Raw genomic sequence first — 23,400 nt, 5'->3', positions numbered from 1 at the left:
ATGGGCGCCGGCACGTCGCGGGTGGTTCACGGTGGGTACGCGGGTGGTCCGTGCATGTCGCCACCCGCGACTGATCCGGTTCGGCACGGGACGTAAGCTGTGGTGGTGACCGTTGCTCCTGAAGGCCGAAAGCTCCTCCGCCTGGAGGTGCGCAACGCCGAGACCCCTATCGAGCGCAAGCCCCCGTGGATCAAGACCAAGCTGAAGACGGGCCCCGAATACACCGAGCTCAAATCGCTCGTGCGCCGGGAGGGCCTGCACACGGTCTGTGAAGAGGCGGGCTGTCCCAATATCTACGAATGCTGGGAAGACCGCGAGGCGACCTTCCTCATCGGCGGCGACCAGTGCACGCGCCGCTGCGACTTCTGCCAGATCGACACGGGCAAGCCCAAGGAGTACGACCGCGACGAGCCCCGCCGCGTGGCCGAGTCCGTCCAGCAGATGGGCCTGCGCTACGCCACGGTGACCGGCGTGGCCCGTGACGACCTGCCCGACGGCGGCGCCTGGCTCTACGCGGAGACCGCGCGGCAGATCCACGCGCTGCTGCCCGGCTGCGGCGTCGAGCTGCTGGTGCCCGACTTCAACGGCGACCGCGACCAGCTCGGGGAGGTCTTCTCGGCCGAGCCCGAGGTGTTCGCGCACAACGTGGAGACGGTGCCGCGCATCTTCAAGCGGATCCGCCCCGCCTTCCGCTACGACCGCTCCCTCGGAGTGATCACGATGGCCCGCGAGGCGGGTCTGGTCACCAAGTCCAACCTGATCCTGGGCATGGGCGAGACCCGTGAGGAGATCGTCGAGGCCATGCGCGACCTGCACGCGGCGGGCACCGACCTGCTCACGATCACCCAATACCTGCGGCCCACGCCCCGGCACCACCCGGTGGAGCGCTGGGTCAAGCCGGAGGAGTTCGTGGAGCTCCAGGCCGAGGCCGAGGCCATCGGGTTCGCCGGGGTCCTGTCCGGGCCGCTGGTCCGCTCGTCCTACCGCGCGGGCCGGCTCTACCAGCAGGCCATCGCGGCGCGCCAGACCACCTGAGCGTCGCCGCCGCCCACAGACCGTTCCCCGGCTCCGGGGGGCGGTCTGCCGCGTGTACGGGGACGAAACCGGCGGGCCGGATCTTCCCGGCGGGCGGGTCCGGTCCGACACTGTGGGGGTGGACTTCGACGAACTGATCGGCAAGCTGGACCTCAGCACCAAGATCCGCATGCTCACCGGGGCCGACATGTGGTCGCTGCCGCCCGTTCCCGAGATCGGGCTCGACCGGCTGGTGATGAGCGACGGCCCGATCGGGGTGCGCGGCGAGCAGTGGAGCGCCGGCGATCCCTCGATCGCGCTGCCCAGCCCCACCGCCCTGGCCGCTACCTGGGACGTCGAGCTGGTCAGGCGGGTCGGCCGGCTGCTCGCCCAGGAGGCCCGGCGCAAGGGCGTGCACGTGCTGCTGGCGCCGACCGTCAACCTGCACCGCTCCCCGCTGGGCGGGCGGCACTTCGAGTGCTTCTCCGAGGACCCCTTCCTGACCGGCGAGATCGCGGCCGGCTACGTCGAGGGAGTGCAGGAGGGCGGGGTCGGCACCACGCCCAAGCATTTCGTGGCCAACGACTTCGAGACCGACCGCTTCACCGCGAACGTCAAGGTGAGCGAGCAGGCGCTGCGCGAGGTCTATCTGCGGCCGTTCGAGCGGCTGGTGCGGGCGGGTGCCTGGGGCGTCATGACCGCCTACAACTCGGTCAACGGCATCACCATGACCGAGCACGCGCCGCTGGTCAACGGCGTCCTGAAGAACGAGTGGGGGTTCGACGGGTGCGTGGTGTCCGACTGGACGGCGGTGCGCTCCACCGAGGCGGCGGCGCTGGGCGGCACCGACGTGGCCATGCCGGGTCCGGGCGGGCCGTGGGGCGACAAGCTGGAGGCGGCCGTGCGCGCGGGGCGCGTTCCCGAGGCGGCCGTCGACGACCGGGTCCGCCGCGTCCTGCGGCTAGCGCACCGCGTCGGCGCCCTCCGCCCGCCCGGTCCGGCCGGGGCGGCGGAGCACGAGGGTGCGGAGATCGACGGGGTGGCGCTGGCCCGGGAGGTGGCCGCGCGGAGCTTCACCCTGCTCAGGAACGCGGGCGACCTCCTCCCCCTGCGGGGCGTCCGGACCGTGGCGTTGATCGGGTCGGCCGCCGACGAGGCGCGGGTGATGGGGGGCGGCAGCGCGCAGGTGTTCCCCGACCGGGTGGTCTCGCCGCTGGAGGGGCTGCGCGAGCGGCCGGAGGCCGAGGTCCGCTACGCGCTCGGCACCGATCCGCGCGCCCGTCTGTCACCGCTGCCCGTGCCGGCCACGGCCTGGTTCCTGGACGGCGACGGCACGGTGCTGGCCGAGCACGCGCTGCCCGGCACGGAGGCCCGCTGGATCGGGCGGCTCCCGCAGGGCGTGGACGCCGCCAGGGTCAGGGCGGTCCGGATCGGCGCCACGTACACGCCGGGCCGGGCGGGCAGGCACGAGCTGTCGGTGTCCGGGGTGGGCGCGTTCACCGTGACGGTGGACGGTGAGACGGTGTTCGACGCGGCCGTCGAGGCGGCGGGCGGCGACCCCGGGGCCGCCTTCCTGGCGCCGCCCGAGGAGCGCTTCACGGTCGAGCTGGCCGCGGGCCGGCCGTACGAACTGACCGTCACGCACGGAGCGCACGTGTTCGGCGAGCTGGCGTTCGTGGCGTTCACGCTCGGTCACCGCGCCCCGTCGCCCGGCGCGGAGGAGCTGCTCGCCGAGGCGGTCCGCACGGCCGCCGGCTGCGACGTCGCGGTGGTGGTGGCGTCCACCACGCGGGAGGTGGAGAGCGAGGGCTTCGACCGCGCCGACCTGCGCCTGCCCGGCCATCAGGACGAGCTCATCGCCGCGGTGGCCGCCGCCAACCCGCGCACGGTGGTCGTGGTCAACGCCGGTTCGCCGGTCGAGATGCCGTGGCGTGACTCGGTGGCCGCGGTGCTGCTCACCTGGTTCCCCGGCCAGGAGGCGGGTGGGGCACTGGCGGACGTGCTGTTCGGCGACGCCGAACCGGGCGGCCGGCTGCCCACGACGTGGCCGGCCCGCCTGGCCGACGTACCGGTCTCCGACGTCACGCCGGTCGACGGCGCGGTCAGCTACGACGAGGGCGTGCACATCGGCTACCGGGCCTGGGAGCGGGCCGGCCGGGCTCCCGCCTTCCGGTTCGGTCACGGTTTGGGCTACACCACCTGGTCCTACGACTCGATCGCGGCCGAAGGGTCCTCGGTCACGGTGGCGCTGACCAACACGGGCGAGCGGCCGGGCAGGGAGGTCGTCCAGATCTACGTCTCCGCCGAGGGCCGCGACCGCCGGCTGGCCGGGTTCGACGTGGTGAAGGCCGATCCCGGGCAGACCGTGATCACCACCATCGACCTGCCGGAGCGCGCCTTCCAGAGCTGGACGCCGGGCGGCTGGCGCGTGGTCGCGGGCGAGCACACCCTGGAGGCGGCCCACGATCTGGGTGACCGTCGCCTGTCGGCGACGCTGCGAATCTGACGGCGGGCGCCGTACGGACAGGTCACGTTTTCCTTTCATCACCGGTTGGTTTGTATCCTTCAAGACATGGCGAAGTCCGTGGACCCAGATAAGCCGGGGCGCATCAAGCAGCTCCGCATGATCGCGCAGGTCATCAAGCAGGCCAACCCCAAGGGGTTGCCGATCGTTTTCCTCTCGGCGGTCGGCACGCTCGCTGTGGTGATCGTGATCGGCCTGGTCACGGACTTCCTGTGGTATTCGGTGTTCCTCGGCATCCTGGCGGCCATCACCGTGGGCCTGGTGGTCTTCGGGCAGCTGGCGCAGAAGGCCCAATACTCGATCCTGCACGGCCAGACCGGCGCCGCCGCCGCGGTGCTGCAGGGCATGCGCGGCAACTGGCAGGTGACGCCGGCGATCGCGGTCAACCGTGACCAGGACCTGATCCACCTGATCATCGGCCACCCGGGCGTGGTCCTGGTGTCCGAGGGGCCGGGCAACCGGGTCGGCCGAATGCTCGCGTCGGAGAAGAAGCGGGTCGCGCGGGTGGTGCTGGGCGTCGAGATCTACGACATCCAGTGCGGCGACGGCGAGGGCCAGGTGCCGCTGGCCAAGCTGCAGCGCCACATCATGAAGCTGCCGCGCAACCTGAAGAAGCCCGCCGTCAACGAGGTGAAGGACCGCCTGCGGTCGCTGCCGAAGAACCTGCCGATGCCCAAGGGTCCGATGCCCAAGGGCGCCCGCATGCCGCGCGGCCCCAAGATGCGCTAGTGCCGTCGGTCTCCTCGCGGGCCAACCGCGGCTGGTGGGACGGCAATGCCGACGATTACCAGGTCGAGCATGGCGACTTCCTGCGTGACAGCGGTTTCATCTGGTGTCCCGAAGGCGTCGACGAGGCCGAGGCGAGCCTGCTGGGCGACGTACGCGGGCGGCGGGTGCTGGAGGTCGGCTGTGGCGCGGCGCAGTGCGCGCGGTGGCTGGTGACGCGGGGCGCCCAGGTGGCCGCGTTCGACCTGTCGCACCGGCAGCTCCGTCACGCGCTGCGCATCGATCTCGACACCGGGGTACGGGTGCCGGTGGTGCAGGCCGACGCCGAGGCGTTGCCGTTCGCCGACGCCTGTTTCGACCTGGCCTGCTCGGCGTTCGGGGCGCTGCCGTTCGTGGCCGATCCGCTGGCCGTGCTGCGCGAGGTGCGCCGGGTGCTGCGGCCCGGCGGCAGGTTCGTCTTCTCCGTCAGCCACCCGATCCGCTGGGCGTTCCCGGACGATCCGGGGCCGCGCGGGCTGACCTCCGACCGCTCCTACTTCGACCGCTCCCCCTATGTCGAACGCGACGACGACGGCACCCTCACCTACGTCGAGCACCACCGCACGATGGGCGACTGGGTCAACCTCGTCGTCGCCTCCGGGCTGAGTCTCACCGGCCTGCTGGAGCCCGAGTGGCCGGAGGGCCACGAGCGGGTGTGGGGCGGCTGGAGCCCGTTGCGCGGCCGTCACCTGCCGGGCACCGCGATCTTCAGCTGCGCCCGTACATAGCCGCCATGGCGTGGAAGACCTCCCGCGGCTCCCAGCGGGTCTCGTCGATCATCCGCACCACGCCGTAGGAGCCGAGGTCGGCGGCGCCGAGGCGGGTGTAGCCGGCGAAGGTGAACCACAGGGCGGTTTCGACGCCCTCCTCCTCGAAGACGCCGAGCAGCTCGGTGAGGTAGCGGACCTGTTCCTGCTCGTCGGGCACCGCGCCGTCGGGCACCACCCAGGCGCTGCCGCCCTGGTCGGCCGCGCCGCGGTAGGGGCAGGTGCCGAACTCCGTCACCGCCACGGGCTTGCCGTGCTTGAAGTGGCCGCGCAGCTCCTCGCGGAACCCGCCGGCGTTGTAGGCGGCGCGGTAGGCGTCGACGCCGACCAGGTCGAACGGGCTCCAGTCGACGAACTCCCACGGGGCCGCGGCGTAGGTCACCCGGCCGCCGAACAGCGGCCGCACGGTCTCGGCCGCCTCGGCCAGGAAGTCGTTGAACCGGGGCATGATGGCGGCCAGCGACCGCCACCAGTCCATGTTGGCCGTCATCATCGCGCCGAGCCGGTCGCCGTAGCCGTCGCCGGGGATGAAGCCGGGGCCGAAGGCGGTGGTCTCGCAGCCGGTGACCAGCACCACCTCGGCGCCGCCGCGTCTCAGCGCCTCGGCGCGGGCGGCGCAGTCGGCGTACAGGGCGAGCATGCCGGGCGCGGGGACGTCCACCGGGAAGGGCGCGAACCAGACCTCGAGGCCCGCCTCGGCGGCCAGCTCGGCGGCGGTGCCCAGCCGCTCGGGGTCGTCTCCGGAGACGCGGACGACCTGGCAGTGTAAGTCGCCGGCGATGACCCGCATCTCGTGCCTGACGGTCTCGGCGTCGAACACGTGGCGTGACCGGCCGGGTTCCGGCAGGAACCCGGTGTCATAGTTGATCCCCTTTTTCACGATTTATCTCCATAACTTGCGGCGAATCCTCGTTCGAGCAGATCGAAGGCGATATCGACCTCGTCCGCCAGCCGCTGCCCGGCCTCCGCGAGCGGCGCCCCACAGGTGAGCCGATGGAAGAACTGCTCCTGCAGCGTGGTGATCACGGCGGTGATCTGCGCCGCGAGAAGACGGGCGATCAGGTCGCCCGGTTCGCGTTCCAGCGCGGCGGCCAGCTCGTAGCGCTGACCGATGTGCGCCTGGTGGACCCCGGCGAGCAGCGCCGGACTGCCGGAGATCACCCGGACCCGCGTCAGCAGGCTCTCGGCGTCGACTCCCGGCGCCTCCCGGGCGAACGCGCGATAGTGCGCGCGCAGCGCGCCGAGCGGCGACAGACCCGGAGGGCGCTCGGTCACGATCCGCGCCATGTCCTCCTTGACCTCGTCGAGGACCAGGCACTCCTTGGTCGCGAAGTAGGCGAACAGCGTCACCTTCGCCACCCCGGCCGCCTCGGCGACCTCGTTGACGGTCACCTCGTCGTAGCCCCGCTCGGCGAACAGCCGCAGCGCCGCCTCGGCGATCCGCCGCCGCGTCTGCTCCTTCTTGCGCTCCCTGAGCCCTGCCATCATGCGGCAAGCATAAAGCGTACCGGGTTCAATTTCAAACCCGGTACGCTTTTTCCAGCGGCTAGCGAAGGGTCACATGCGGACGACCATCGTGTTGGAGGCGCGGTCGTGCACGCCGCGGTGGTCGCGGTCGAAGATCAGCGCGGGCACGGCCAGGATGAGCAGCACGGTGCGGGCCAGCACCGGCACCAGCCGCGGGTCACCGCCGTCCATCGCGGCCACCCTGATGCCGGCCAGGCGGTGGCCGAACGTCTGGCCCATCCACGCGACCAGCACGAGATACTGCGCCGCGAAGACCAGGGCCGGCACCCACGGCGACCGGGCCGCATCGACTCCCAGCAGGAGCTGGGTGACGAGCCAGGTGCAGATCATCCAGTCGATGATCAGCGCCAGGATCCGGCGCCCCCATCCGGCGATCGCGCCGCTGCCCTCCTCGGGCAGCCCCAGGCGCTGGCCCGGGTACCCGAGGTCGACTCCGGCCGACCGGAGACCCCCCAGCCAGGTCTGCGTCCACCGGGGTTCGTTGCTGCTCATGCCCTCCACGGTATCCGGCCGCCGGGCCGGTCCGGATTGTGACCCATTCGCGTCACGGGGTGGTCATCATGTTCGTCATGCCATACGGGGATGACCTTGACGCGCGCTTCGACGAGCTCGTCTCGCAGATCGGCGACGATGAGCGGCGCCGGATGCGCGCGGCGGCCGGCAAGGCGGCACGCGCGTCGCGCGCCCCCAGAGCCGCCAGGCGTGCCACACCCGCCGGACCTCCGCGGCGGACGCCGCGCGTCCTGCTCGCCGTCGCCGTGATGCTCGCGGTGATCTTGGCCGGCGGCCTCGTCGTCGCCTTCCGCCCCGACGTGCTCTCGGCCATCCGGCAGGCGGCGGGCCCCGTGCCCGAGGAGACGCTGCCGGTGAGCTCCGCGCCCTGGGCGGCGGGGCCGTTCGCCGGATCACCCGCCGAAACGTACGCGGACGGAATCGCCGGTTTCGTCATGCCGCCGGCGAAGGCGCTCGGCGGCCTGTCGACGAAGGACGTCGCCGAGGCGCTGAAGCGGACGCGCGAGTTGCTGGCGGCCGCCTATCTCGACCGTGCGACGCTCATGGGAGGCAGACCGGCGGCCTTCATCAAGGCGCTCGACCCCGTGCAGCGCACCGTGTTCCGCGAGAACCTGGACCACGGGACGAAGGACGACTTCGACAGCCGCAACTGGGTGGCCAGTTTCGCCCCGAAGACCGCAGAGTTGGCGACCGGCGTCATCAAGGTCGAGGGCAGGACCATGCTGGCCGCGGCGAAGGAAGGCGGCCACACGGGCGTCCGAATGAAGATCAACTACCTGCTCGTCTACGCCGTCCACCGCCCCGGGCAGCCCGCCACGATGATCCGGGTCGTCGTTCACCTGAAAGGCGAGCTGTTCGCCTATCGCGAGCACGGCAAGCTCGTCGTGTGGGTGGAGCATCTCGGCCACACCAGCACTCCCGCGCGCTGCGACGTGCAGGACGCCTTCATCCATCCCGTCTACGCCGACTCGGCGGACGGCTCGGTGGCGCCCAGCGGCCCGCCGTCCGACCCGTACGAGCTGGATCAGCCGGAACACGAGGGCTGCTCCACCTCGGAGGCGACGTGACCCGCTTAACACATGCGAAACAAACGGGACACCGTTCGGAAACGGCCACGACTTAGCGTCGGCCTGATAGCCGGTTCGCACTGGGAGGTTCGAGAGTGTTCAACTCCGCCGACGACGTCCTGAAGTTCATCAGGGACGAAGGAGTGCAGTTCGTCGATGTCAGGTTCACCGACCTGCCGGGGACGACGCACCACTTCACCTTCCCGGTCGAGAACTTCGGCGCCAGCGTCTTCACCGACGGCCTCATGTTCGACGGGTCGTCGATCCGCGGTTTTCAGGCGATCCACGAGTCGGACATGCTGCTGCTGCCCGACCCGACGAGCGCCGTGCTCGACCCGTTCCGCGATCACAAGACGCTCAACATCAACTTCTTCGTGCACGACCCGCTGACGGGCGAGGCCTACAGCCGCGACCCGCGCAACGTAGCGCGCAAGGCCGAGGAATACCTCAAGGGCACCGGCATCGCCGACACGGTCTACTTCGGCCCCGAGGCTGAGTTCTACATCTTCGACGACGTCCGCTTCGAGACGAGGCAGAACGCCGGCTACTACTACATCGACTCCATCGAGGGTGCCTGGAACACCGGCAAGGCCACCGAGGGCGGCAACCTCGGCTACAAGCCGCGCTACAAGGGCGGCTACTTCCCGGTGCCGCCGATGGACCACTTCACCGACCTGCGCTCCGAGATGGTCCGCAACCTCATCGAGTGCGGCATCGACGTCGAGATGCAGCACCACGAGGTGGGCACCGCAGGCCAGGCCGAGATCGACTTCAGGTTCGGGACGCTGCTCAAGACGGCCGACAACCTGATGCTCTACAAGTACATCATCAAGAGCACCGCCATGGAGTACGGCCACACGGTCACCTTCATGCCCAAGCCGATCTTCGGCGACAACGGCTCCGGCATGCACTGCCACCAGTCGCTGTGGAAGGACGGGGCGCCCCTCTTCTACGACGAGGTGGGCTACGCGGGCCTGTCCGACACCGCCCGCTACTACATCGGCGGCCTGCTCAAGCACGCGGCGTCGCTGCTGGCGTTCACCAACCCGACGGTCAACTCCTACCACCGGCTGGTCCCGGGCTACGAGGCGCCGGTCAACCTGGTCTACAGCCAGCGCAACCGCTCGGCCTGCGTCCGCATCCCGATCACGGGTTCCAACCCGAAGGCCAAGCGCATCGAGTTCCGGGTGCCCGACCCGTCGTGCAACCCCTACTTCGCGTTCGCGGCCATGCTGATGGCGGGTCTCGACGGCATCCGCAACAAGATCGAGCCGCCGGAGCCGGTCGACAAGGACCTCTACGAGCTGCCGCCCGAGGAGGCCCGTCAGGTCCCGCAGGTCCCGGGCTCGCTCTCCGAGGTCCTCGACGCCCTGGAGGCCGACCACGACTACCTGCTCGAAGGCGGCGTGTTCACGCCCGACCTGATCGAGACGTGGATCGCCTACAAGCGCGAGAACGAGGTCGACCCGATCCGCCTGCGCCCGCACCCGCACGAGTTCGAGCTCTACTACGACGTGTGACCGCACGGTTTCCCAGCCTCGGCGATCTTCCCCGCACCGGGCGCTGAGCTGGAGGAGCTTGTCGTTGGTTGACGTTGTTCGTCGTTGCTGAGCAACGGCGGCCGGAACAGCACGGCCCGGCACCGTAATCGGTGCCGGGCCGTCTGCGACGGTCATGATGGGCGCCCGCCCAAGCGCCCCTCAAGGCCGTTTGGGCTGATGCCACCAGCCTCCACCGGCAAGAGGGAAGGGAGGACGCCGAGTCGATCACCGCACGGGCTGTGGGCGACAAGGCGAAGGTCGACACCAGTCCCCTTGCTCGAGTAGGGCACGCATCATCGTCCTCTCCACCGTTCTGGAAGGCCGTCGGCTCGCCCGCACGGGGCGCGCTCGATGGCCTCGCGCGTGCGCTGGCCACCGTTGGAAGGCCGCCTCCGGCCGCGGCGGGCCGGACGGCTAGCTGCCGTCCTTGTCGGAGTCGGCGGAGAAGACGATGACGCCCAGGTAGCCGTCGTCCTCCTCGGTGACCTTCATCAGCATGTTGTCCTGGTAGATGTTGTCGTCATCGTTGAACGTGTCGCGCCCGGCGCGCTCCGAGTACGGCGACTTCGCCAGCACGGCCTTGTTGACCGCCTCGTCGAACATGACCTGGGTGGTCAGCACGCGCTCGTTGCTGAAGTGGACCATGGCGTGGATGTGGATCGTGCGTCCCCGGTACCAGCCCGGCCAGATGGTGGTGAACTCCACGATGCCGTCGGCGTTGGTGACCTGGGCGCCCCGCAGGTAGCGCTCGTCGTCGGTGGGCGTCAGGTCACCCATGTCGCCCCGGCCGCCGTCACCGGGACGGCCACCCGGGCCGCCGCCGGGTGGGCCGCCGGTGGGGGGACCGCCCGGCGGAGCGCCGGTCGGTGGGGTGCCACCGCCTCCGCCGGTCGACTGCGCCTCCGCTCCCGAGTAGAGCCCCGCCGCGTCGCAGTGCCAGATCTCCACCACCGCGTTGCTCAGCGGCTCGCACGTCTCGCTGTCCTGGACCTTGATCGCGACCCTGAGCCGCACACCCTGCTTGTCCTCGCGGATGTCGCTACGGATCTTCTCCGCGTCGAAGTAGTAAGGACCCTGCGTCGTGGTGGCGGTCAGGGTGCAGGTGTTGGCGTCGGCGAAGAGGGAGGTGAGGTCCTTGGCCGTGGTCGCCTCCGGTGTCACGCTCGCCCCCGTGGAGGTGGTGACCGTCGCCGTTCCCGAGTCACTACAGGCGGCCAGCAGGCCGCCGAGCCCGAGCGAGCTGATCCCGGCGATCAGCCGCCGCCGGCTGACCCGCTGACCCTCGTGATCGTGTCCCACGGCATTCCTTTTCGGTGTCCGGATATTTCGGACTTAACCGTACGTCGGGCGCATGGATGCCTCCTGTGTCACAGATGAAGTTCTCCTGAGTGCGACGGCCGCCCGGCCACGGCGGCCGGACCGGTGTCAGACCTGCTTGAGGAAGCCCGCGTCGACGGCGAGGTCCGCACCGGTCGTGGCCGCCGAGCGCGGCGAGGCCAGCAGGGCGATCGCGTCGGCGACCTCCTGAGGGTCGACCAGCCGCCCGATCGACAGATTCATCATCTCCGGCGCCACCCGGTCCATCACGGTGTCGCGGTCGGCGCCCGCCTGCCCGGCGATGATGTCGGCCGCGCCGCCCTCCTCGGTCCACCAGGCGGTGCGCACCGGCCCCGGGGAGACCGTGTTGACCCGGATGCCTTGCGGGGCGAACTCCTCCGACAGCGCCTTGGTCACGTTGTTCAGGGCCGCCTTGGCCGCGTTGTAGTCGACGTTCATTGGGGCCGGAAGCCGGGCGGAACCCGACGAGACGTTGACGATCGAGCCGCCGCCGCGCGCCAGCATCGGCGGGATGGCGGCCCGGACGAAGCGCACGACCGAGAACAGATTGAACTCGAACATGACCCGCCAGTCCTCGTCGGCCGGGGCCAGGAAGGAGAAGCGCGGCAGAGCCACCCCGGGCGGCCTGCCGCCGGCGTTGTTGACCAGGATGTCGAGCCCCCCGAACTCCGCCACGGCCCGCTCCACGACCTGGCCGGGCGCTTCGGGGTCCATCAGATCGACCGGTACGTGGAGCAGGTCACCGCCCAGTTCCGCCAACTCGGGGCTGGTCTTCCGGGAGACGGCCACGACAAGGGCCCCCTCGCCGAGCAGGGTGCGGGTCACGGCCAGGCCGATGCCCTTGGACGCGCCGGTGACGATCGCGACGCGACCGGAAAGCTGCAGATCCATACGTGTTCCTTCGCCATAGGGCCCTCCGGGCGACCCGGAGGGGATTCCATCGCTGAACACGCTAGGCGTTGGCCCCGGCGCGGGCTGGCAGCGTTCGGACCGGTCATTCCGGCGGACTTCGGACCTGCAATCCCCCGGCAGCGGCGGGGCAGGGGCCCGCCGGTGTCAGGCGCGCGTCACCTGATCAGGGGTGAGGCGGTAGAGGACGTGGGGCTGCAGGGGGCCGTCCGGGGGGACGTGCGGGTGCTCGAAGTCGTCGGCCGGGTCGCGGGTCATGCCGAGCCGTTCCATCACGGCGCGGGAGCGGAGGTTGCCGACGGCGGTCATGGAGACGATCTCGTCGAGGCCGGCGTCGAACCCGTGACGCACCGCCCGGCGGGCCGCCTCGATGGCGTAGCCGTGGCCCCAGGCGTGCCGGGTCAGCCGCCAGCCGACCTCCACCGACGGGTTGAAGGGCGCCTCGAACGTCTGCAGGGCCAGGCCGGTGAACCCGATGAACTCCCCGGTGGCGCGCACCTCCAGCGCCCACAGGCCGTACCCCAGCTCGTCGAAGCGCTGCTCGATGCGGTCGACGAAGGCGTCACTCTGCGCCCGGGTCATCGTCGCGGGGAAGTGCTCCATCACCTCGGGGTCGGCGTTCATGGCCGCGAACGGCGCCCGGTCGTCGTCGCGCCATCTGCGCATGATGAGCCGCTCTGTCTCCATTTGATCAAGAATAGGACCCACCCTGGCGAGGGATGCGACTCAGTGGCGCGACCTGATGCCCGTGATGCGCCGGAACAGGTCCCACCAGAAGGGCGCGCCGAACAGCAGCGCGACGTACGTCAGCAGGTAGCCGGGCCAGTGGCTGAGCGTGGTCAGCCGGTCCCACCAGGCGCCGCCGTTCCAGTGGATGGCCGGATCTCCCTCCTCGGGGATCGACAGGCTGACGATCGCGTGGTCGAACACCTTGACCAGGGCCGGCTGGCTGAGCGTGTCGGTGATGCACGGCACCGGGTTGGACTGCTCGCACTGTGTCTTGAGCTCGGTGTAGGCGTCGGGCCCGGCCTCGGCCACGGCGGTGACGGAGGCCCGGAAGGCGTTGTCACGCAGCAGCGTCTTGGCGTACTCGAGACCGTCCATGGTGAACAGCAGCGTCACGAGAAGGCCCAGCACGGCCACGACCCACTTGACGTAGCGGCGGTAGAGCATGGACAGCCGCTGCATCTCGGCGTCGAACCAGGTCTCCACGCCCTGCCGGAAGCGGTCCATGTCCCGCTGGGCGGACTCCCACACGCCCTTGAGGTGACCGTGGAGCGGGCTGCCCATCGTTCTGAGCTTCTCCAGCAACCCGTCGACGCTGCCCGGGTCGGCGGCGGCCATCTCCATCATGGCGCCGGCGAACCGGCCCGGCGGGATGTCGGCGATGCTGGTGCGGCCGATCTTCGGATGGTCGATCTCGCGAACCCGCTCGTAGAGCAGCTTCGTCATGACGTCCTCGGCCTTGGTCTCACTCACGGGCAACTCGGAGGTCTCGACAGGCGCCGGCTGGTCGCTGTGGACCGGCCGGGGATCTCGGGCGAACGGCAGCGCGCCGAACACGTCGCGCGCCTTGGCCGGCAGCCACGACCTGCCTTCGGCGTCGCTGCCGTCCATGGTGTCGCGCAGGTAGGCCCACAGGAACTTGCTGCGGATGGCCAGGAGCCGCACGAACGCCTCGTTGAGCCCGCTCACCAGCAGCGACAGGAGCAGGAACGACAGCACGAGGCCGAGGCCGAGATCAACGTAAACAGATAACAAAACCGATCACCCCGCGCCTTGATACACCCGCGAGGGCACCGGCCGCAACGGACCGCACCTGATGGGTCACGGCCGTCAGGAGCCGTAGAAGACGCGGTCGACGACGCGACGAGCGCGGCGGGTGACGCGGCGGTAGTCGTCGAGGAGGTCCTCCGAGCCGTCGGGCGGGTAGCCGAGGGTCTGGGCGATGCGGGCGCGTTCGCGGGCGTCGCCCGGGACGCTGTCGCCGGGCCGCCCCTTGACCAGCATGATGGCGTCCCTGACGCGGGAGGCGAAGCGCCAGGCCTCCGCCAGCACCGCCTCGTCGGACGCGTCCAGCAGACCTTCGGTCACGGCCGCGCGCAGGGCGGGCAGGGTGCGGGGGGTGCGCAGCGACGGGACCGTGCCGGCGTGGCGGAGCTGCAGAAGCTGGGCCACCCACTCCACGTCGGACAGCCCGCCGGGGCCCAGCTTGGTGTGCAGGGCGGGGTCGGCGCCTCGCGGCAACCGCTCGGCCTCCATCCTGGCCTTCAGGCGCCTGATCTCGCGTACGGACTCCTCGGGCAGGCCACCGGCCGGGTAGCGCAGCCCGTCGGCGAGCGAGACGAACGCGGCGCCCAGTTCGGCGTCGCCGGCCGAGAAGCGGGCGCGCAGCAGCGCCTGCGACTCCCACGACGACGACCAGCGGGCGTAGTAGGCCTCGTAGGAGGCCAGGGTGCGCACCAGCGGGCCCTGGCGGCCCTCGGGGCGCAGGTCGGGGTCGATGAGCAGGGGCGGGTCGGGAGCGGGGAGGCTGAGCAGGCGGCGCAGCTCGTTGGCGATGGCGTGGGCGGCGTCGGTGGCCTCCCGTTCCGGGGCGCCGGGCTCGGGCGAGTGGACGAACATGACATCGGCGTCGCTGGCGTAGGAGGACTCCATGCCGCCGAGCCGTCCCATGGCGATCACCGCGAACCGGGTGGGCACCCCGCCGGGGCCGTGGCCGCTGATCGCCGCGTCGAGGGCGGCCTGGATCGTCACGTCGTTCAGCGTGGACAGGGCGACCCCGACCTGCTCGATGTCGATGAGCCCGAACAGGTCGGCGACGGCGGTGCGGAACAGCTCCCTGCGCCGCAGCGCCCGCACGGCGGCGACGGCCGTCTCGGGGGCGCCGGCGTGGCGGGACACCGCCGCCGACGCCTCGGCCAGCAGCGCGTCAGGAGGGCGCACCGCCAGCTCGTCCTCGGAGCCCAGCAGCGCCACGGCGTCGGGGGCGTGCATGAGCAGCGTGGTCGCGTAGCGGCTGGTGCCGAGCACGCGCGCCGTCCGCGCGGCCACCGCGGTCTCGTCGCGCAGCAGCCGGAGGTACCAGGGGGTGGCCCCGAGCTTGTCGCTGACCTGCCGGAAGCCGAGCAGCCCGGCGTCTGGATCGGGCGTGTCGGCGAACCAGCCGAGCATGACCGGCAGCAGCGTGCGCTGGATCGCGGCCCGCCGCGAGACGCCGGAGGTGAGCGCGGCGAGGTGGCGCAGCGCACCCTCGGGGTCGACGTAGCCGAGGGCGCGCAGCCGGGCGGCCGCCGCCGTCGTGGACAGCCGCGTCTCGGTCTCGGGCAGCCGGGCGACCGCCTGGAGCAGCGGGCGGTAGAACAGCTTCTCGTGCAGCCGCCGGGCCTCCCTGGCGTGCCGCCGCCAGCGTTCGGTGAACTCTCCGACCGGGTCGGCCTGCATGCCGAGCGCCCTGCCGAGCCGGCGCAGGTCGGCGGGGTCGGCTGGCAGGACCTGGGTGCGGCGCAGCCGGTGCAGCTGGAGCAGGTGCTCGACCCGGCGCAGGAAGGTGTAGGCCTCGGCCAGGCCGCGTGAGTCGTCGCGCCCCACGTAACCGCCCCGGGAGAGGGCGGCCAGCGCGGACAGTGTGGCCTTGCGGCGCAGCAACGGGTCGAGCCGCCCGTGGACGAGCTGGAGCAGCTGGACCGCGAACTCGATGTCGCGCAGCCCGCCGGGGCCCAGCTTGATCTGCCGCTCCCCCTCGGCCTTCACGTGGGCCTCGACGCGGCGGCGCATGGCCTGGACGTCCTCGACGAAGTTGTCGCGGGTGGCGGCCGACCAGACCAGGTCGTTGACCGCCTCGACGTAGGCGCCGCCCAGCTCCAGGTCGCCCGCCACCGGCCGGGCCTTGAGCAGCGCCTGGAACTCCCAGGTCTTGGCCCAGCGCCGGTAGTAGGCCAGGTGGCTGGCCAGCGTGCGCACCAGCGGCCCGGACCGCCCCTCGGGCCGCAGCCCGGCGTCGACCTCCCACAGCGAACCCTCGGGCGTGGCGACGGTGCAGGCCCGCATCATGGCCTGGGCCAGCCGGGTGGCGGCCCGCAGCGCCTTGGTCTCGTCGGCGCCGTCGCGCGGCTCGGCCACGAAGATCACGTCGACGTCGCTGATGTAGTTGAGCTCCCTGGCTCCGGCCTTGCCCATGCCGATCACCGCGAGCCGTACGTCGTCGGCGTCGACCTCGGCCCGTGCGATGGCCAGGGCGGCCTCCAGGGCGGCGCCCGCGAGGTCGGACAGCTCGGCGGTCACCTCCGGCAGCGTGGCCTGGCCGGTGAGGTCGCGCGCGGCCAGGTGCAGGAGCCGGCCTCGGTAGGCGACGCGCAGCGCCACGAGGGCGTCGGCGCCGGTCGCGCGCGGCTCGTCGTCGCCGGGCTCGGCGCCGACCGCGCGCAGCAGCTCGGCGCGGGCGTCGTCGAGCCGGGGCACGCCCAGCAGCGCCACCTGCCCGGGGTGGCGCACCAGGTGGTCGCCCAGGGCGGCGCTCACGCCGAGGACGGCCAGCAGGCGGGTCCTGAGCCGCTCGTCGGCGCGCAGGGCGCCGGCGAGCTCGGGCGCACGCTCGGCCAGCCGGGTCAGCGTGGCCAGAGCGAGGTCGGGATCGGCCACGTCGACCAGCTCTTCCAGCAGCTCGTCGAACTCGGCTCCGGCCTGGTGGGCCAGCCGGGCGGCGGCGGCTCCGTCGGCGAACCCGAGCTTGGCCAGGCGCGCGGCTGTGGACTCGATCCTTGGCACCCCTCCATCTTGACAGCCCTCCTTGGTGAAGACCTAAAGTAGAACGCAACGTTGCGTTGTGTTTTGAGCGAGGGCGCAATGGTTCCGGCGACGGCTGACGTGGGGGCTGCTGGCGGCGTGGGCGGGGCGGCGTCCACGCGCTGGCGCACGTCCTGACCCGGCCGAGGACGAGCCGAGCATGATCCAGGGTTATCCCTAGGTCGTTCCCTGGGGCGCCGGCGCCGGGGTGCTCCGTAACCTGCGGGTGGACCGGCATCGCGCGCGGCGGAGTCCGGCGCGCGCGGGGAGACGCGGCGCACCGGCCGGCCGGCGGAGGAGGCGATGGCTCAGGCACCGTTCGTCCAGCAGGAGGCACGGCAGTTCGGGGGCTACTGGCTGGGCAGGCGACTCGGCGCGGGCGGGCAGGGCGTCGTGCACGAGGCGTACGGGCCCGCCGGGGAGCGGGTGGCGGTCAAGCTGCTCCGGCTCGACCGGGGCGGCACCGAGGAGGCACGGGTCCGGTTCGTCAGGGAGGTCGCCGCCGCCCGCCAGGTGGCGCCGTTCTGCACCGCCCAGGTGATCGCGGCCGACCTGGAGGCGGCGCAGCCGTACATCGTGAGCGAGTACGTCGACGGTCCCAGCCTGTCGCGGGCGGTGCGGGAACGCGGCCCGTACGGCTCGGTGGAGCTGCACCGGCTCGCCACGGGCGTGGCGACGGCGCTGACGGCGATCCATCGGTCGGGGGTCGTCCACCGGGACCTCAAGCCGGAGAACGTGGTCCTCGGACCGGACGGGCCGAAGGTGATCGACTTCGGCATCGCCCGGCTGGACGGCGCGACCGTCACGGACGACGGCGTGGTGCCCATCGGCACGCCGGCCTACCTGTCGCCGGAGCGGGTGCGCGGCGAGCGGGCCGGCCGCGCGGCCGACGTGTGGGCGTGGGGCGCGGTGGTGCTGTTCGCGGCCACGGGACGGCCGCCGTTCGTCGCCGACACGCCGGCGGCGACGTACCACCAGATCGTGACCAGACGACCGGACCTGTCCGCCCTGGACGGGACGCTGCGGCGGCTGGTGGACGCGGCGATGTCCGACGATCCGAAGCGGCGCCCGGAGGCGAGGGAGTTGCTGGCCGCGTTGCTCGGCCGCGGCGACGGAACCGGTTCGCTGCTGGCGGCGGGCAGCGAGGCGGCGCGGGCGGTACGCCGGCCGCCCGAGGTGCGCGCCGGACCGGCCGAGCGGCCGCTGGGCGAGGTGGCCGAAGGCGTCTACACCCGGCTCGGCCCGCAGGAGCAGGCTCTCGTGCCCGGCCTGCTGCTCCGGCTGGCGACGGCCGGCGACGGCCCGGACGACACGCTCCGCTGGGCGGGCGTCGGCGATCTCCTGGACGGCACGGTCCCGCCGGACCGGGTGCGGCGGGTGCTGGGCGCGTTCGTCCGCGAGGACCTGCTTCAGCAGGCCGGCGGCAGCATGACGCTGGCCGCTCCCGCCCTGATCCGGGCCTGGGATCGGATGCGCGGCTGGGTCGAGGAGGAGCGCGAGCGGTTGCGGGTGCACGCCCGCCTGAACGAGGCGGCCACGCGCTGGCGGGCCAACGGCCGCGACCCCGCCGACCTCTACCACGGCTCGGCCCTGCGGACCGCGCTCGACTGGGCGGCCCAGCGCGGCGGTCACCTCACCGCCAACCGCCTGGAACGGGCGTTCCTGGACGCGTCGAAGGCGCGGGAGCGGGCCCAGGGCCGGTCCCGCCGGCAGGTCAGGGCGGGCGTCGCCGCGCTCCTCGCCGTCGTGATCGGCACGGTTTCGATCCTGGTGGCGCGCGGTACGGCGGACGCCGCCCAGCGGGTGGAGAGCGCCGCCAGGCGGACCGCCGAGTCGGCGGACCGGCTGCGGGCCACCGACCCGGTCACCGCGATGCTGCTGAGCGTCGCCGCCTGGCGGCTGGCCCCCGGCGACCCGCGGGTGCTCGCGCAGCTGCGCGGGTCGCTGGCCCAGCGGGAGCTCAACGTGTTCCGGCCGCCGGCTCGGCAGGGCGCCGCCGTCTACGACCTCAGCTCGGACGGGAGCACGCTCGTCGCGGCGGGCGGCGGCCGGGCGACCCTCTATGACGTGGCCACGCACCGCCTGGCCGGGGAGGTGACGGGCATCGGCGAGGACGCCCGGGTGATCGCGCTCAGCCCGGACGGACGGACGCTCGCGATCGGCGGACACCGTTCCGTCCGGCTCTGGGACCTGACGACCGGGCGGCGGAGCGGCCCGCCCTTCGGCATGGGTGCGTCGTATCTGGCCTTCGACGCGACCGGCGGCGGGCTCGTCACGCTGTCGCCGGCGGGCGAGTGGCGGATCTGGGGGCTCGCGGGCGGCGGCCCGCCACGCCTGGCGGGCACCGCCACCGACCTCGCCGACCTGAAGGTGAGCGGCGGTACGCGGATCGAGCTGCTGCGGGACCGTGGCTACCGGGTCAGGGACGTGCGGGGGGCGGTGTCCACGCCCGGCGGGTCGGGCCCGGCGAAGGGGGTGGCGGCGGCCGTCACCCCCGACGGCGGGACGCTGGCCCTGGCCGACGGGCCCGACGTGCGCCTCTGGGACCTCGCGGGGGCGCGATGGACGGGCGCCCGCCTGCGCGGCGCCGATCCGGTGGCGATGAGCTACAACGCGGACGGCCGCTACCTGGCCACGTATGACGGGAGCGCCGTGAGCGTGTGGTCGCGCGACGGCGTCCGGCTCATGAACCATCCCATCCAGGCCGTGAGCGGCGACCCGCGTTTCGGGGCCGGTGACCGTACCCTGGCCTGCCTGCTGTCCGACGGCACCGTGGTGGTGCTGGACCTGGCCGGGCTGACCGACCCGCCGGCGGTGGTCCCGCGCCCGGTGTCCGGGGCGTTCGGGCCGCGTGCCGGATACGCCGCGTTGCAGGGGCCGGAGGGCACCGAGCTGCTGCGGCCGCAGGTGGGCGCGCCACCGCGGCGGCTGGGCGGCACGGCGCTGCCCGGCACCGTCATGTCGTTCAGCGCCGACGGCCGGCTGCTCGCCGTCAGCACGCCCGACCAGGCCCGGGTGGCCGTCTGGAACGTCCGCGACGGCAGCCGTGAGCGGACCCTGCCGATCGACGCCGACCAGGTGAGGGGGCTGGCCTTCGGCCCGGCGAACGACGTCCTCGCGGTCGCGCCCGTGACCGGGACCTGGGGCGACGTGCAGCTCTGGGACGCGCGGCGCGGCGTCCATCTGGAGACGCTCGCCCAGCCGGGTGGCGAGGTGATGGCGTTCAGCCCGGACGGCCGGCGGCTCGCGGTCAACGGGGCCGGCAACAGCGGGGTCGTCACCTTGTCGCCCAGGAGCGTCCGGCACCGGCCGTTCGGCCCGGACGCCGACGGCGTGCTGGGCCTGGCCTTCAGCCCCGACGGCGCCCTCGTGGCCACCGGCTGGTCCGACGTCGGGGTGGACCTGTGGAACGCGGCCACGCTGACCCGGGCGCGGCGGCTGTCCAGCGCCGGGGAGGGGTTCGACCAGTTCCAGGTGGTCGCCTTCAGTCCGGACGGGCGGCTCCTGGCCGCCGGTGGGCCCACCGGCCGGATCTGGTTGTGGAACGTCGCCGACGGCGGCCCCGCCGGCCGGCCGGTCCCCGTCCACGCGGGCGGGATCCTGGCCCTGGCCTTCGCGCCCGACGGCGGCGCCCTCCACAGCCTCGGTGCCGACGGAGCCCTGCGAAACCTGCCGGTCACCCCTTCGGCCGTGGCCGCGGCCGTCTGCGCCCGCGCCGGGACCACCCTGTCCGCTCAGGACTGGAGCCGCCACATCCGTGACGTCCCCGCCCGCAAGGTCTGCTGACCCCGCTCGCTAAGGATCACCGATGCCACGCCATGAGACGTTCGCCGAGGACATCACCATCACACCGGACCCGATCCGGCTCGGACCGGACGGGGCGACGGCCACCGTCGAGGCGGTCGTCACGGGAGGCGACAAGCCGGCCGGGACACTCGCCGCGCCCGGCGGTTCCCTCACCCGGCTGCGCTTCGCCCCCGGTTCGCGAGAGGGCGTCTGGCGAGCCACGCACCAGTTCGGTCCGCACGACCGGTCCGGCGCCTGGCGGGCCACGGTCGAGACCGGCCGCGTGTTCACGGAACTGCCCTTCCTCGTCTCCGGCGGCGCGCCCCTGGGAGAGGCGTACTTCTCCGAGTTCGACGTCGACCCGCGCCACATCGCGGCGGGCGAGATCGCGGTCGCCTCCGGCCGCCTGCTCATCCGCGACGGCTCCGCCTCCCTCCCGTACGGCGGGCAGCTCGTCTCGATCACCTTCCGCGCCTTCGACCCGGGCGAAGGGCTGGAGACGGGCGAAACGGTCACCGCCGTGCCGATCGTCTGGGAGGAGATCGGCGAAGCGGTCACCGAATGGCGGTCCGGCCTCTTCAGCGCGGAGATCAGCCCGCCGACCACCGGGCAGGTGCGCGCCGAGCTGATCGGGGGCCGCGACGGCGAGACCGTGGTCGGCCAGAGCGTGCCGTTCACCGTCGCCGCGTTCTCCCGGCCCCGGATCGACGCCGACATCACCTCCACCAGCAGGTCGACCGCGCAGGTGGGGGGCAGGAACACGGCGTGCCTCCTGCACACCGGCACGGTCCACAGGTCCACCGGCGCCAAGGTCGGCTCCGGCAGCGTACGGATCGAGTACCGGAAGCCGAGCGGACACTGGACCCCGGCCAAGGGCCCGGGCCGTGCGGGCCGCGCCGTGGGCGTGGTCAGCGGCGGCGTGTTCTCCGTCAAGAGCGAGCTCAGGTCGAGGGTGTCATGGCGGGCCGAGTACACGTGACCGGCGGGTTCAGCCGTGGAAACGCGAGGCTCAACCGTGGGGCAGCCATGGGTGACGGCCTCAGCCGTGGGGCAGCCGTGCGTGGCGGGCTCAACCGTAGGGCAGCCGTGGATGGCGGGCTCAGCCGTGGGCGGCGGTTTTGACGACGCCGGCGAACGCCTCGGCCATCGGCCGCCAGGTGGCGATCAGCTTGTCCTCGGCCGCCTCGACCTCGGCGTTGAGCCGCTCGGCCGAGTCGAGCCCCGAGGCCGTGGTCCACGAGGCGAAGATCGCGGGCGTGGCCTCGGGATGGAACTGCACCGCCCAGGCCCTCTCGCCGAGCCGGTAGGCCTGGTTGGGGTAGCGGGTCCCGGTCATCAGCGGCACGGCGCCCTCGGGCAGCCGCGTCATCGCGTCGCGGTGGTACTGGATCGCCACGGCGGCGCCGATCCCGGACAGCAGCGGGTCGGTGGCGGCGGCCGGCAGCGTGGAGACCTCGCACAGGCCGACCTCCAGCCCGGCGCCGCCCCGCTCAACGGTCCCGCCGCAGGCCATCGTCATCAGCTGCGCCCCCAGGCAGACGGCCAGCGTGGGAGTGCTGTCGGCGACGGAGCGTCGCAGCAGGTCACGGGTGACGGGCAGCCAGGGGAAGTCCTCGTCCTCCCAGGCGGCGGCCTCGCCGCCGAGCACGATCAGCCCGTCGGCCGCCCGCTCGGGCAGCTCCTCGCCGAGGTACGGCCGGACGACGTCGCAGGCCGTTCCCAGCCAGCCGGCCAGGAAGCCCAGCCCGGCATCCGCCTCGTGCTCGATGACCGTGATCCGCATAACGGACAATTTATACGCAACCTCATGCTCCGGAGCATGCGTCATCCAGGACGCCGGAGGAGTGCCGGGGCGCCGGAGGAGTACCGGGGCCGGGGGGCGCGCCGCGTCTCGGCCGTGGCCGACCGGCTCACGTCAGCGCTCTGAGCCGGTCCAGCCTGGCCGGCTGCGGCCAGCGGACCTCGGTCGCCCAGCCGCACCGCTCCAGCAGCCGGATCAGCCTGGCGCTGGGGTCGATCTGACCGGGCAGCACGCCGTGCCGGGCGCAGGTCGGGTCGGCGTGGTGCAGGTTGTGCCACGACTCGCCGAGCGACAGGACGGCCAGCCACGAGACGTTGCGCGAACGGTCCCTGACCGCGAACTCGGCCGTGCCGAACGTGTGGCAGATCGAGTTGATCGACCAGGTCACGTGGTGCTGCACGAAGACGCGTACCAGTCCGCCCCAGAACAGCGCGGTCAGCCACGAGCCGCCCGTGGCCCAGCCGGCCAGGGCGGGCAGCGCCATGCTCGCCAGCACGACGGGCGCGTAGGCGAGGTCGTGCGAGAGCAGCCTGATCGGCCGGTCCTCCAGCAGGTCGGGGCAGAACCGCCGCCTCGACGTGCGCTCGGCCCGGAACAGCCAGCCGACGTGCGCGTGGAGCAGGCCCTTGGCCAGCGCGACCACGCCGGTGCCGTAGCGCCACGGCGAGTGCGGGTCTCCCTCGCGGTCGGCGTACTTGTGGTGCCTGCGGTGGTCGGCCACCCACCTGATCACCGGCCCCTGCAGCGACATCCCGCCGGCCAGCGCGAACACCACCCGCAGCCAGGCAGGAGCGGCGAACGACCGGTGGGTGAAGTGCCGGTGGTAGCCGACCGTGATGCCGAACCCGGTGACCAGGTAGAAGACCAGCGCGATCACCAGGTCGCGCCAGCCCACCCCCCACCCCCAGGCGAACGGCACCGCCACCAGCACGGCCAGGAACGGCACGACGACGAACAGCGCCACCATGACCCGCTCGAACCACGGCACCGGCGTGGCGGCGAGGTCTCGGGAAACGGTCATGTGCGCTGACGCTAGTCAGCTCCGCGGCGCGGCGCTGTGGGC

General features: G+C 72.5%; 18 protein-coding genes. 8 read left to right on the top strand and 10 right to left on the bottom strand.

Going from position 1 to position 23,400, the window contains the following annotated elements; all coding sequences use genetic code 11:
* Positions 1 to 105 precede the first annotated feature (105 nt).
* From lipA to AB0I38_RS14260, 4 genes are all read left to right on the top strand, one after another.
* Positions 106 to 1,035 (top strand): lipoyl synthase, encoded by a 930-nt coding sequence (lipA, locus tag AB0I38_RS14275; protein WP_358466843.1) that lies wholly within the window; start codon positions 106 to 108, stop codon positions 1,033 to 1,035.
* Positions 1,036 to 1,153: 118 nt separating this feature from the next.
* Entirely contained in the window at positions 1,154 to 3,520 is a 2,367-nt protein-coding gene (locus AB0I38_RS14270) for a beta-glucosidase H (RefSeq protein ID WP_358466841.1), read from the top strand.
* Positions 3,521 to 3,586: 66 nt separating this feature from the next.
* Positions 3,587 to 4,267, top strand: a complete 681-nt coding sequence (locus AB0I38_RS14265; RefSeq protein ID WP_358466839.1) for a DUF4191 domain-containing protein — start codon at positions 3,587 to 3,589, stop codon at positions 4,265 to 4,267.
* Positions 4,267 to 5,031, top strand: a complete 765-nt coding sequence (locus tag AB0I38_RS14260) for a class I SAM-dependent methyltransferase (protein WP_358466837.1) — start codon at positions 4,267 to 4,269, stop codon at positions 5,029 to 5,031. The genes AB0I38_RS14265 and AB0I38_RS14260 overlap by 1 nt, the downstream gene beginning before the upstream one ends.
* Here AB0I38_RS14260 and AB0I38_RS14255 read toward each other — a convergent pair.
* The 3 genes from AB0I38_RS14255 to AB0I38_RS14245 all read right to left on the bottom strand — a co-directional run bounded on the left by AB0I38_RS14255 (position 5,012) and on the right by AB0I38_RS14245 (position 7,089).
* Complete coding sequence (locus AB0I38_RS14255; protein WP_358466835.1) at positions 5,012 to 5,950, bottom strand: hypothetical protein; 939 nt, start codon at positions 5,948 to 5,950, stop codon at positions 5,012 to 5,014. The genes AB0I38_RS14260 and AB0I38_RS14255 overlap by 20 nt on opposite strands.
* Positions 5,947 to 6,558: a TetR/AcrR family transcriptional regulator gene (locus tag AB0I38_RS14250; RefSeq protein ID WP_358466833.1), complete on the bottom strand. Its 612-nt coding sequence runs from the start codon at positions 6,556 to 6,558 to the stop codon at positions 5,947 to 5,949. The genes AB0I38_RS14255 and AB0I38_RS14250 overlap by 4 nt, the downstream gene beginning before the upstream one ends.
* Positions 6,559 to 6,627: 69 nt before the next feature.
* Positions 6,628 to 7,089, bottom strand: a complete 462-nt coding sequence (locus tag AB0I38_RS14245; RefSeq protein ID WP_358466831.1) for an RDD family protein — start codon at positions 7,087 to 7,089, stop codon at positions 6,628 to 6,630.
* 77 nt (positions 7,090 to 7,166) lie between these two features.
* On the opposite strand from AB0I38_RS14245, the gene AB0I38_RS14240 reads away from it, so the two are divergent.
* A complete protein-coding gene (locus AB0I38_RS14240) occupies positions 7,167 to 8,177 on the top strand; it encodes a hypothetical protein (protein ID WP_358466829.1) in 1,011 nt (336 codons plus the stop codon).
* 95 nt (positions 8,178 to 8,272) lie between these two features.
* Positions 8,273 to 9,697: a type I glutamate--ammonia ligase gene (gene glnA / locus AB0I38_RS14235; RefSeq protein ID WP_358466827.1), complete on the top strand. Its 1,425-nt coding sequence runs from the start codon at positions 8,273 to 8,275 to the stop codon at positions 9,695 to 9,697.
* A 435-nt stretch (positions 9,698 to 10,132) separates the two neighbouring features.
* Here glnA and AB0I38_RS14230 read toward each other — a convergent pair whose 3' ends face one another.
* From AB0I38_RS14230 to AB0I38_RS14210, 5 genes are all read right to left on the bottom strand, one after another.
* Positions 10,133 to 11,017 carry an intradiol ring-cleavage dioxygenase gene (locus AB0I38_RS14230; protein ID WP_358466825.1) on the bottom strand — a complete coding sequence of 295 codons (885 nt, stop codon included), beginning with the start codon at positions 11,015 to 11,017 and terminating at the stop codon, positions 10,133 to 10,135.
* A 126-nt stretch (positions 11,018 to 11,143) separates the two neighbouring features.
* On the bottom strand, positions 11,144 to 11,947 hold the full coding sequence (locus AB0I38_RS14225) for an SDR family NAD(P)-dependent oxidoreductase (protein ID WP_358466823.1): 804 nt from the start codon (positions 11,945 to 11,947) through the stop codon (positions 11,144 to 11,146).
* 165 nt (positions 11,948 to 12,112) lie between these two features.
* Entirely contained in the window at positions 12,113 to 12,652 is a 540-nt protein-coding gene (locus tag AB0I38_RS14220) for a GNAT family N-acetyltransferase (protein ID WP_358466821.1), read from the bottom strand.
* 39 nt (positions 12,653 to 12,691) lie between these two features.
* Positions 12,692 to 13,726 carry a hypothetical protein gene (locus AB0I38_RS14215; RefSeq protein ID WP_358466819.1) on the bottom strand — a complete coding sequence of 345 codons (1,035 nt, stop codon included), beginning with the start codon at positions 13,724 to 13,726 and terminating at the stop codon, positions 12,692 to 12,694.
* 75 nt (positions 13,727 to 13,801) lie between these two features.
* Entirely contained in the window at positions 13,802 to 16,732 is a 2,931-nt protein-coding gene (locus AB0I38_RS14210; protein WP_358466817.1) for a bifunctional [glutamine synthetase] adenylyltransferase/[glutamine synthetase]-adenylyl-L-tyrosine phosphorylase, read from the bottom strand.
* A 321-nt stretch (positions 16,733 to 17,053) separates the two neighbouring features.
* Between AB0I38_RS14210 and AB0I38_RS14205 the strand changes: the two genes are divergently transcribed.
* The gene (locus AB0I38_RS14205) at positions 17,054 to 20,536 is read left to right on the top strand and encodes a WD40 repeat domain-containing serine/threonine-protein kinase (RefSeq protein ID WP_358466815.1); all 3,483 of its coding nucleotides are present in this window, start codon (positions 17,054 to 17,056) and stop codon (positions 20,534 to 20,536) included.
* Positions 20,537 to 20,558: 22 nt separating this feature from the next.
* The gene (locus AB0I38_RS14200; protein WP_358466813.1) at positions 20,559 to 21,515 is read left to right on the top strand and encodes a hypothetical protein; all 957 of its coding nucleotides are present in this window, start codon (positions 20,559 to 20,561) and stop codon (positions 21,513 to 21,515) included.
* Between the two features lie 120 nt (positions 21,516 to 21,635).
* Here AB0I38_RS14200 and AB0I38_RS14195 read toward each other — a convergent pair whose 3' ends face one another.
* Both AB0I38_RS14195 and AB0I38_RS14190 read right to left on the bottom strand, forming a co-directional pair.
* Positions 21,636 to 22,319 (bottom strand): type 1 glutamine amidotransferase, encoded by a 684-nt coding sequence (locus tag AB0I38_RS14195; protein ID WP_358466811.1) that lies wholly within the window; start codon positions 22,317 to 22,319, stop codon positions 21,636 to 21,638.
* A 127-nt stretch (positions 22,320 to 22,446) separates the two neighbouring features.
* Positions 22,447 to 23,358 carry an acyl-CoA desaturase gene (locus AB0I38_RS14190; protein WP_358466809.1) on the bottom strand — a complete coding sequence of 304 codons (912 nt, stop codon included), beginning with the start codon at positions 23,356 to 23,358 and terminating at the stop codon, positions 22,447 to 22,449.
* Positions 23,359 to 23,400 lie beyond the last annotated feature (42 nt).

Origin of the sequence: Nonomuraea cavernae (assembly GCF_040655715.1) — a bacterium.
In the GTDB taxonomy this organism is placed as follows: domain Bacteria; phylum Actinomycetota; class Actinomycetes; order Streptosporangiales; family Streptosporangiaceae; genus Nonomuraea; species Nonomuraea cavernae_A.
Note: the sequence above shows the minus strand (reverse complement) of the source record. Positions and strands in the feature narration are given on the sequence as shown.

Bases quoted from the DNA above. Each gene is read 5' to 3' on its own strand.
- AB0I38_RS14265 (WP_358466839.1), top strand. From the start codon at position 3,587: ATGGCGAAGTCCGTGGACCCAGATAAGCCGGGGCGCATCAAGCAGCTC.
- AB0I38_RS14250 (WP_358466833.1), bottom strand. From the start codon at position 6,558: ATGATGGCAGGGCTCAGGGAGCGCAAGAAGGAGCAGACGCGGCGGCGG.
- AB0I38_RS14245 (WP_358466831.1), bottom strand. From the start codon at position 7,089: ATGAGCAGCAACGAACCCCGGTGGACGCAGACCTGGCTGGGGGGTCTC.
- AB0I38_RS14240 (WP_358466829.1), top strand. From the start codon at position 7,167: ATGCCATACGGGGATGACCTTGACGCGCGCTTCGACGAGCTCGTCTCG.
- AB0I38_RS14225 (WP_358466823.1), bottom strand. From the start codon at position 11,947: ATGGATCTGCAGCTTTCCGGTCGCGTCGCGATCGTCACCGGCGCGTCC.
- AB0I38_RS14220 (WP_358466821.1), bottom strand. From the start codon at position 12,652: ATGGAGACAGAGCGGCTCATCATGCGCAGATGGCGCGACGACGACCGG.
- AB0I38_RS14205 (WP_358466815.1), top strand. From the start codon at position 17,054: ATGGCTCAGGCACCGTTCGTCCAGCAGGAGGCACGGCAGTTCGGGGGC.
- AB0I38_RS14200 (WP_358466813.1), top strand. From the start codon at position 20,559: ATGCCACGCCATGAGACGTTCGCCGAGGACATCACCATCACACCGGAC.
- AB0I38_RS14195 (WP_358466811.1), bottom strand. From the start codon at position 22,319: ATGCGGATCACGGTCATCGAGCACGAGGCGGATGCCGGGCTGGGCTTC.
- AB0I38_RS14190 (WP_358466809.1), bottom strand. From the start codon at position 23,358: ATGACCGTTTCCCGAGACCTCGCCGCCACGCCGGTGCCGTGGTTCGAG.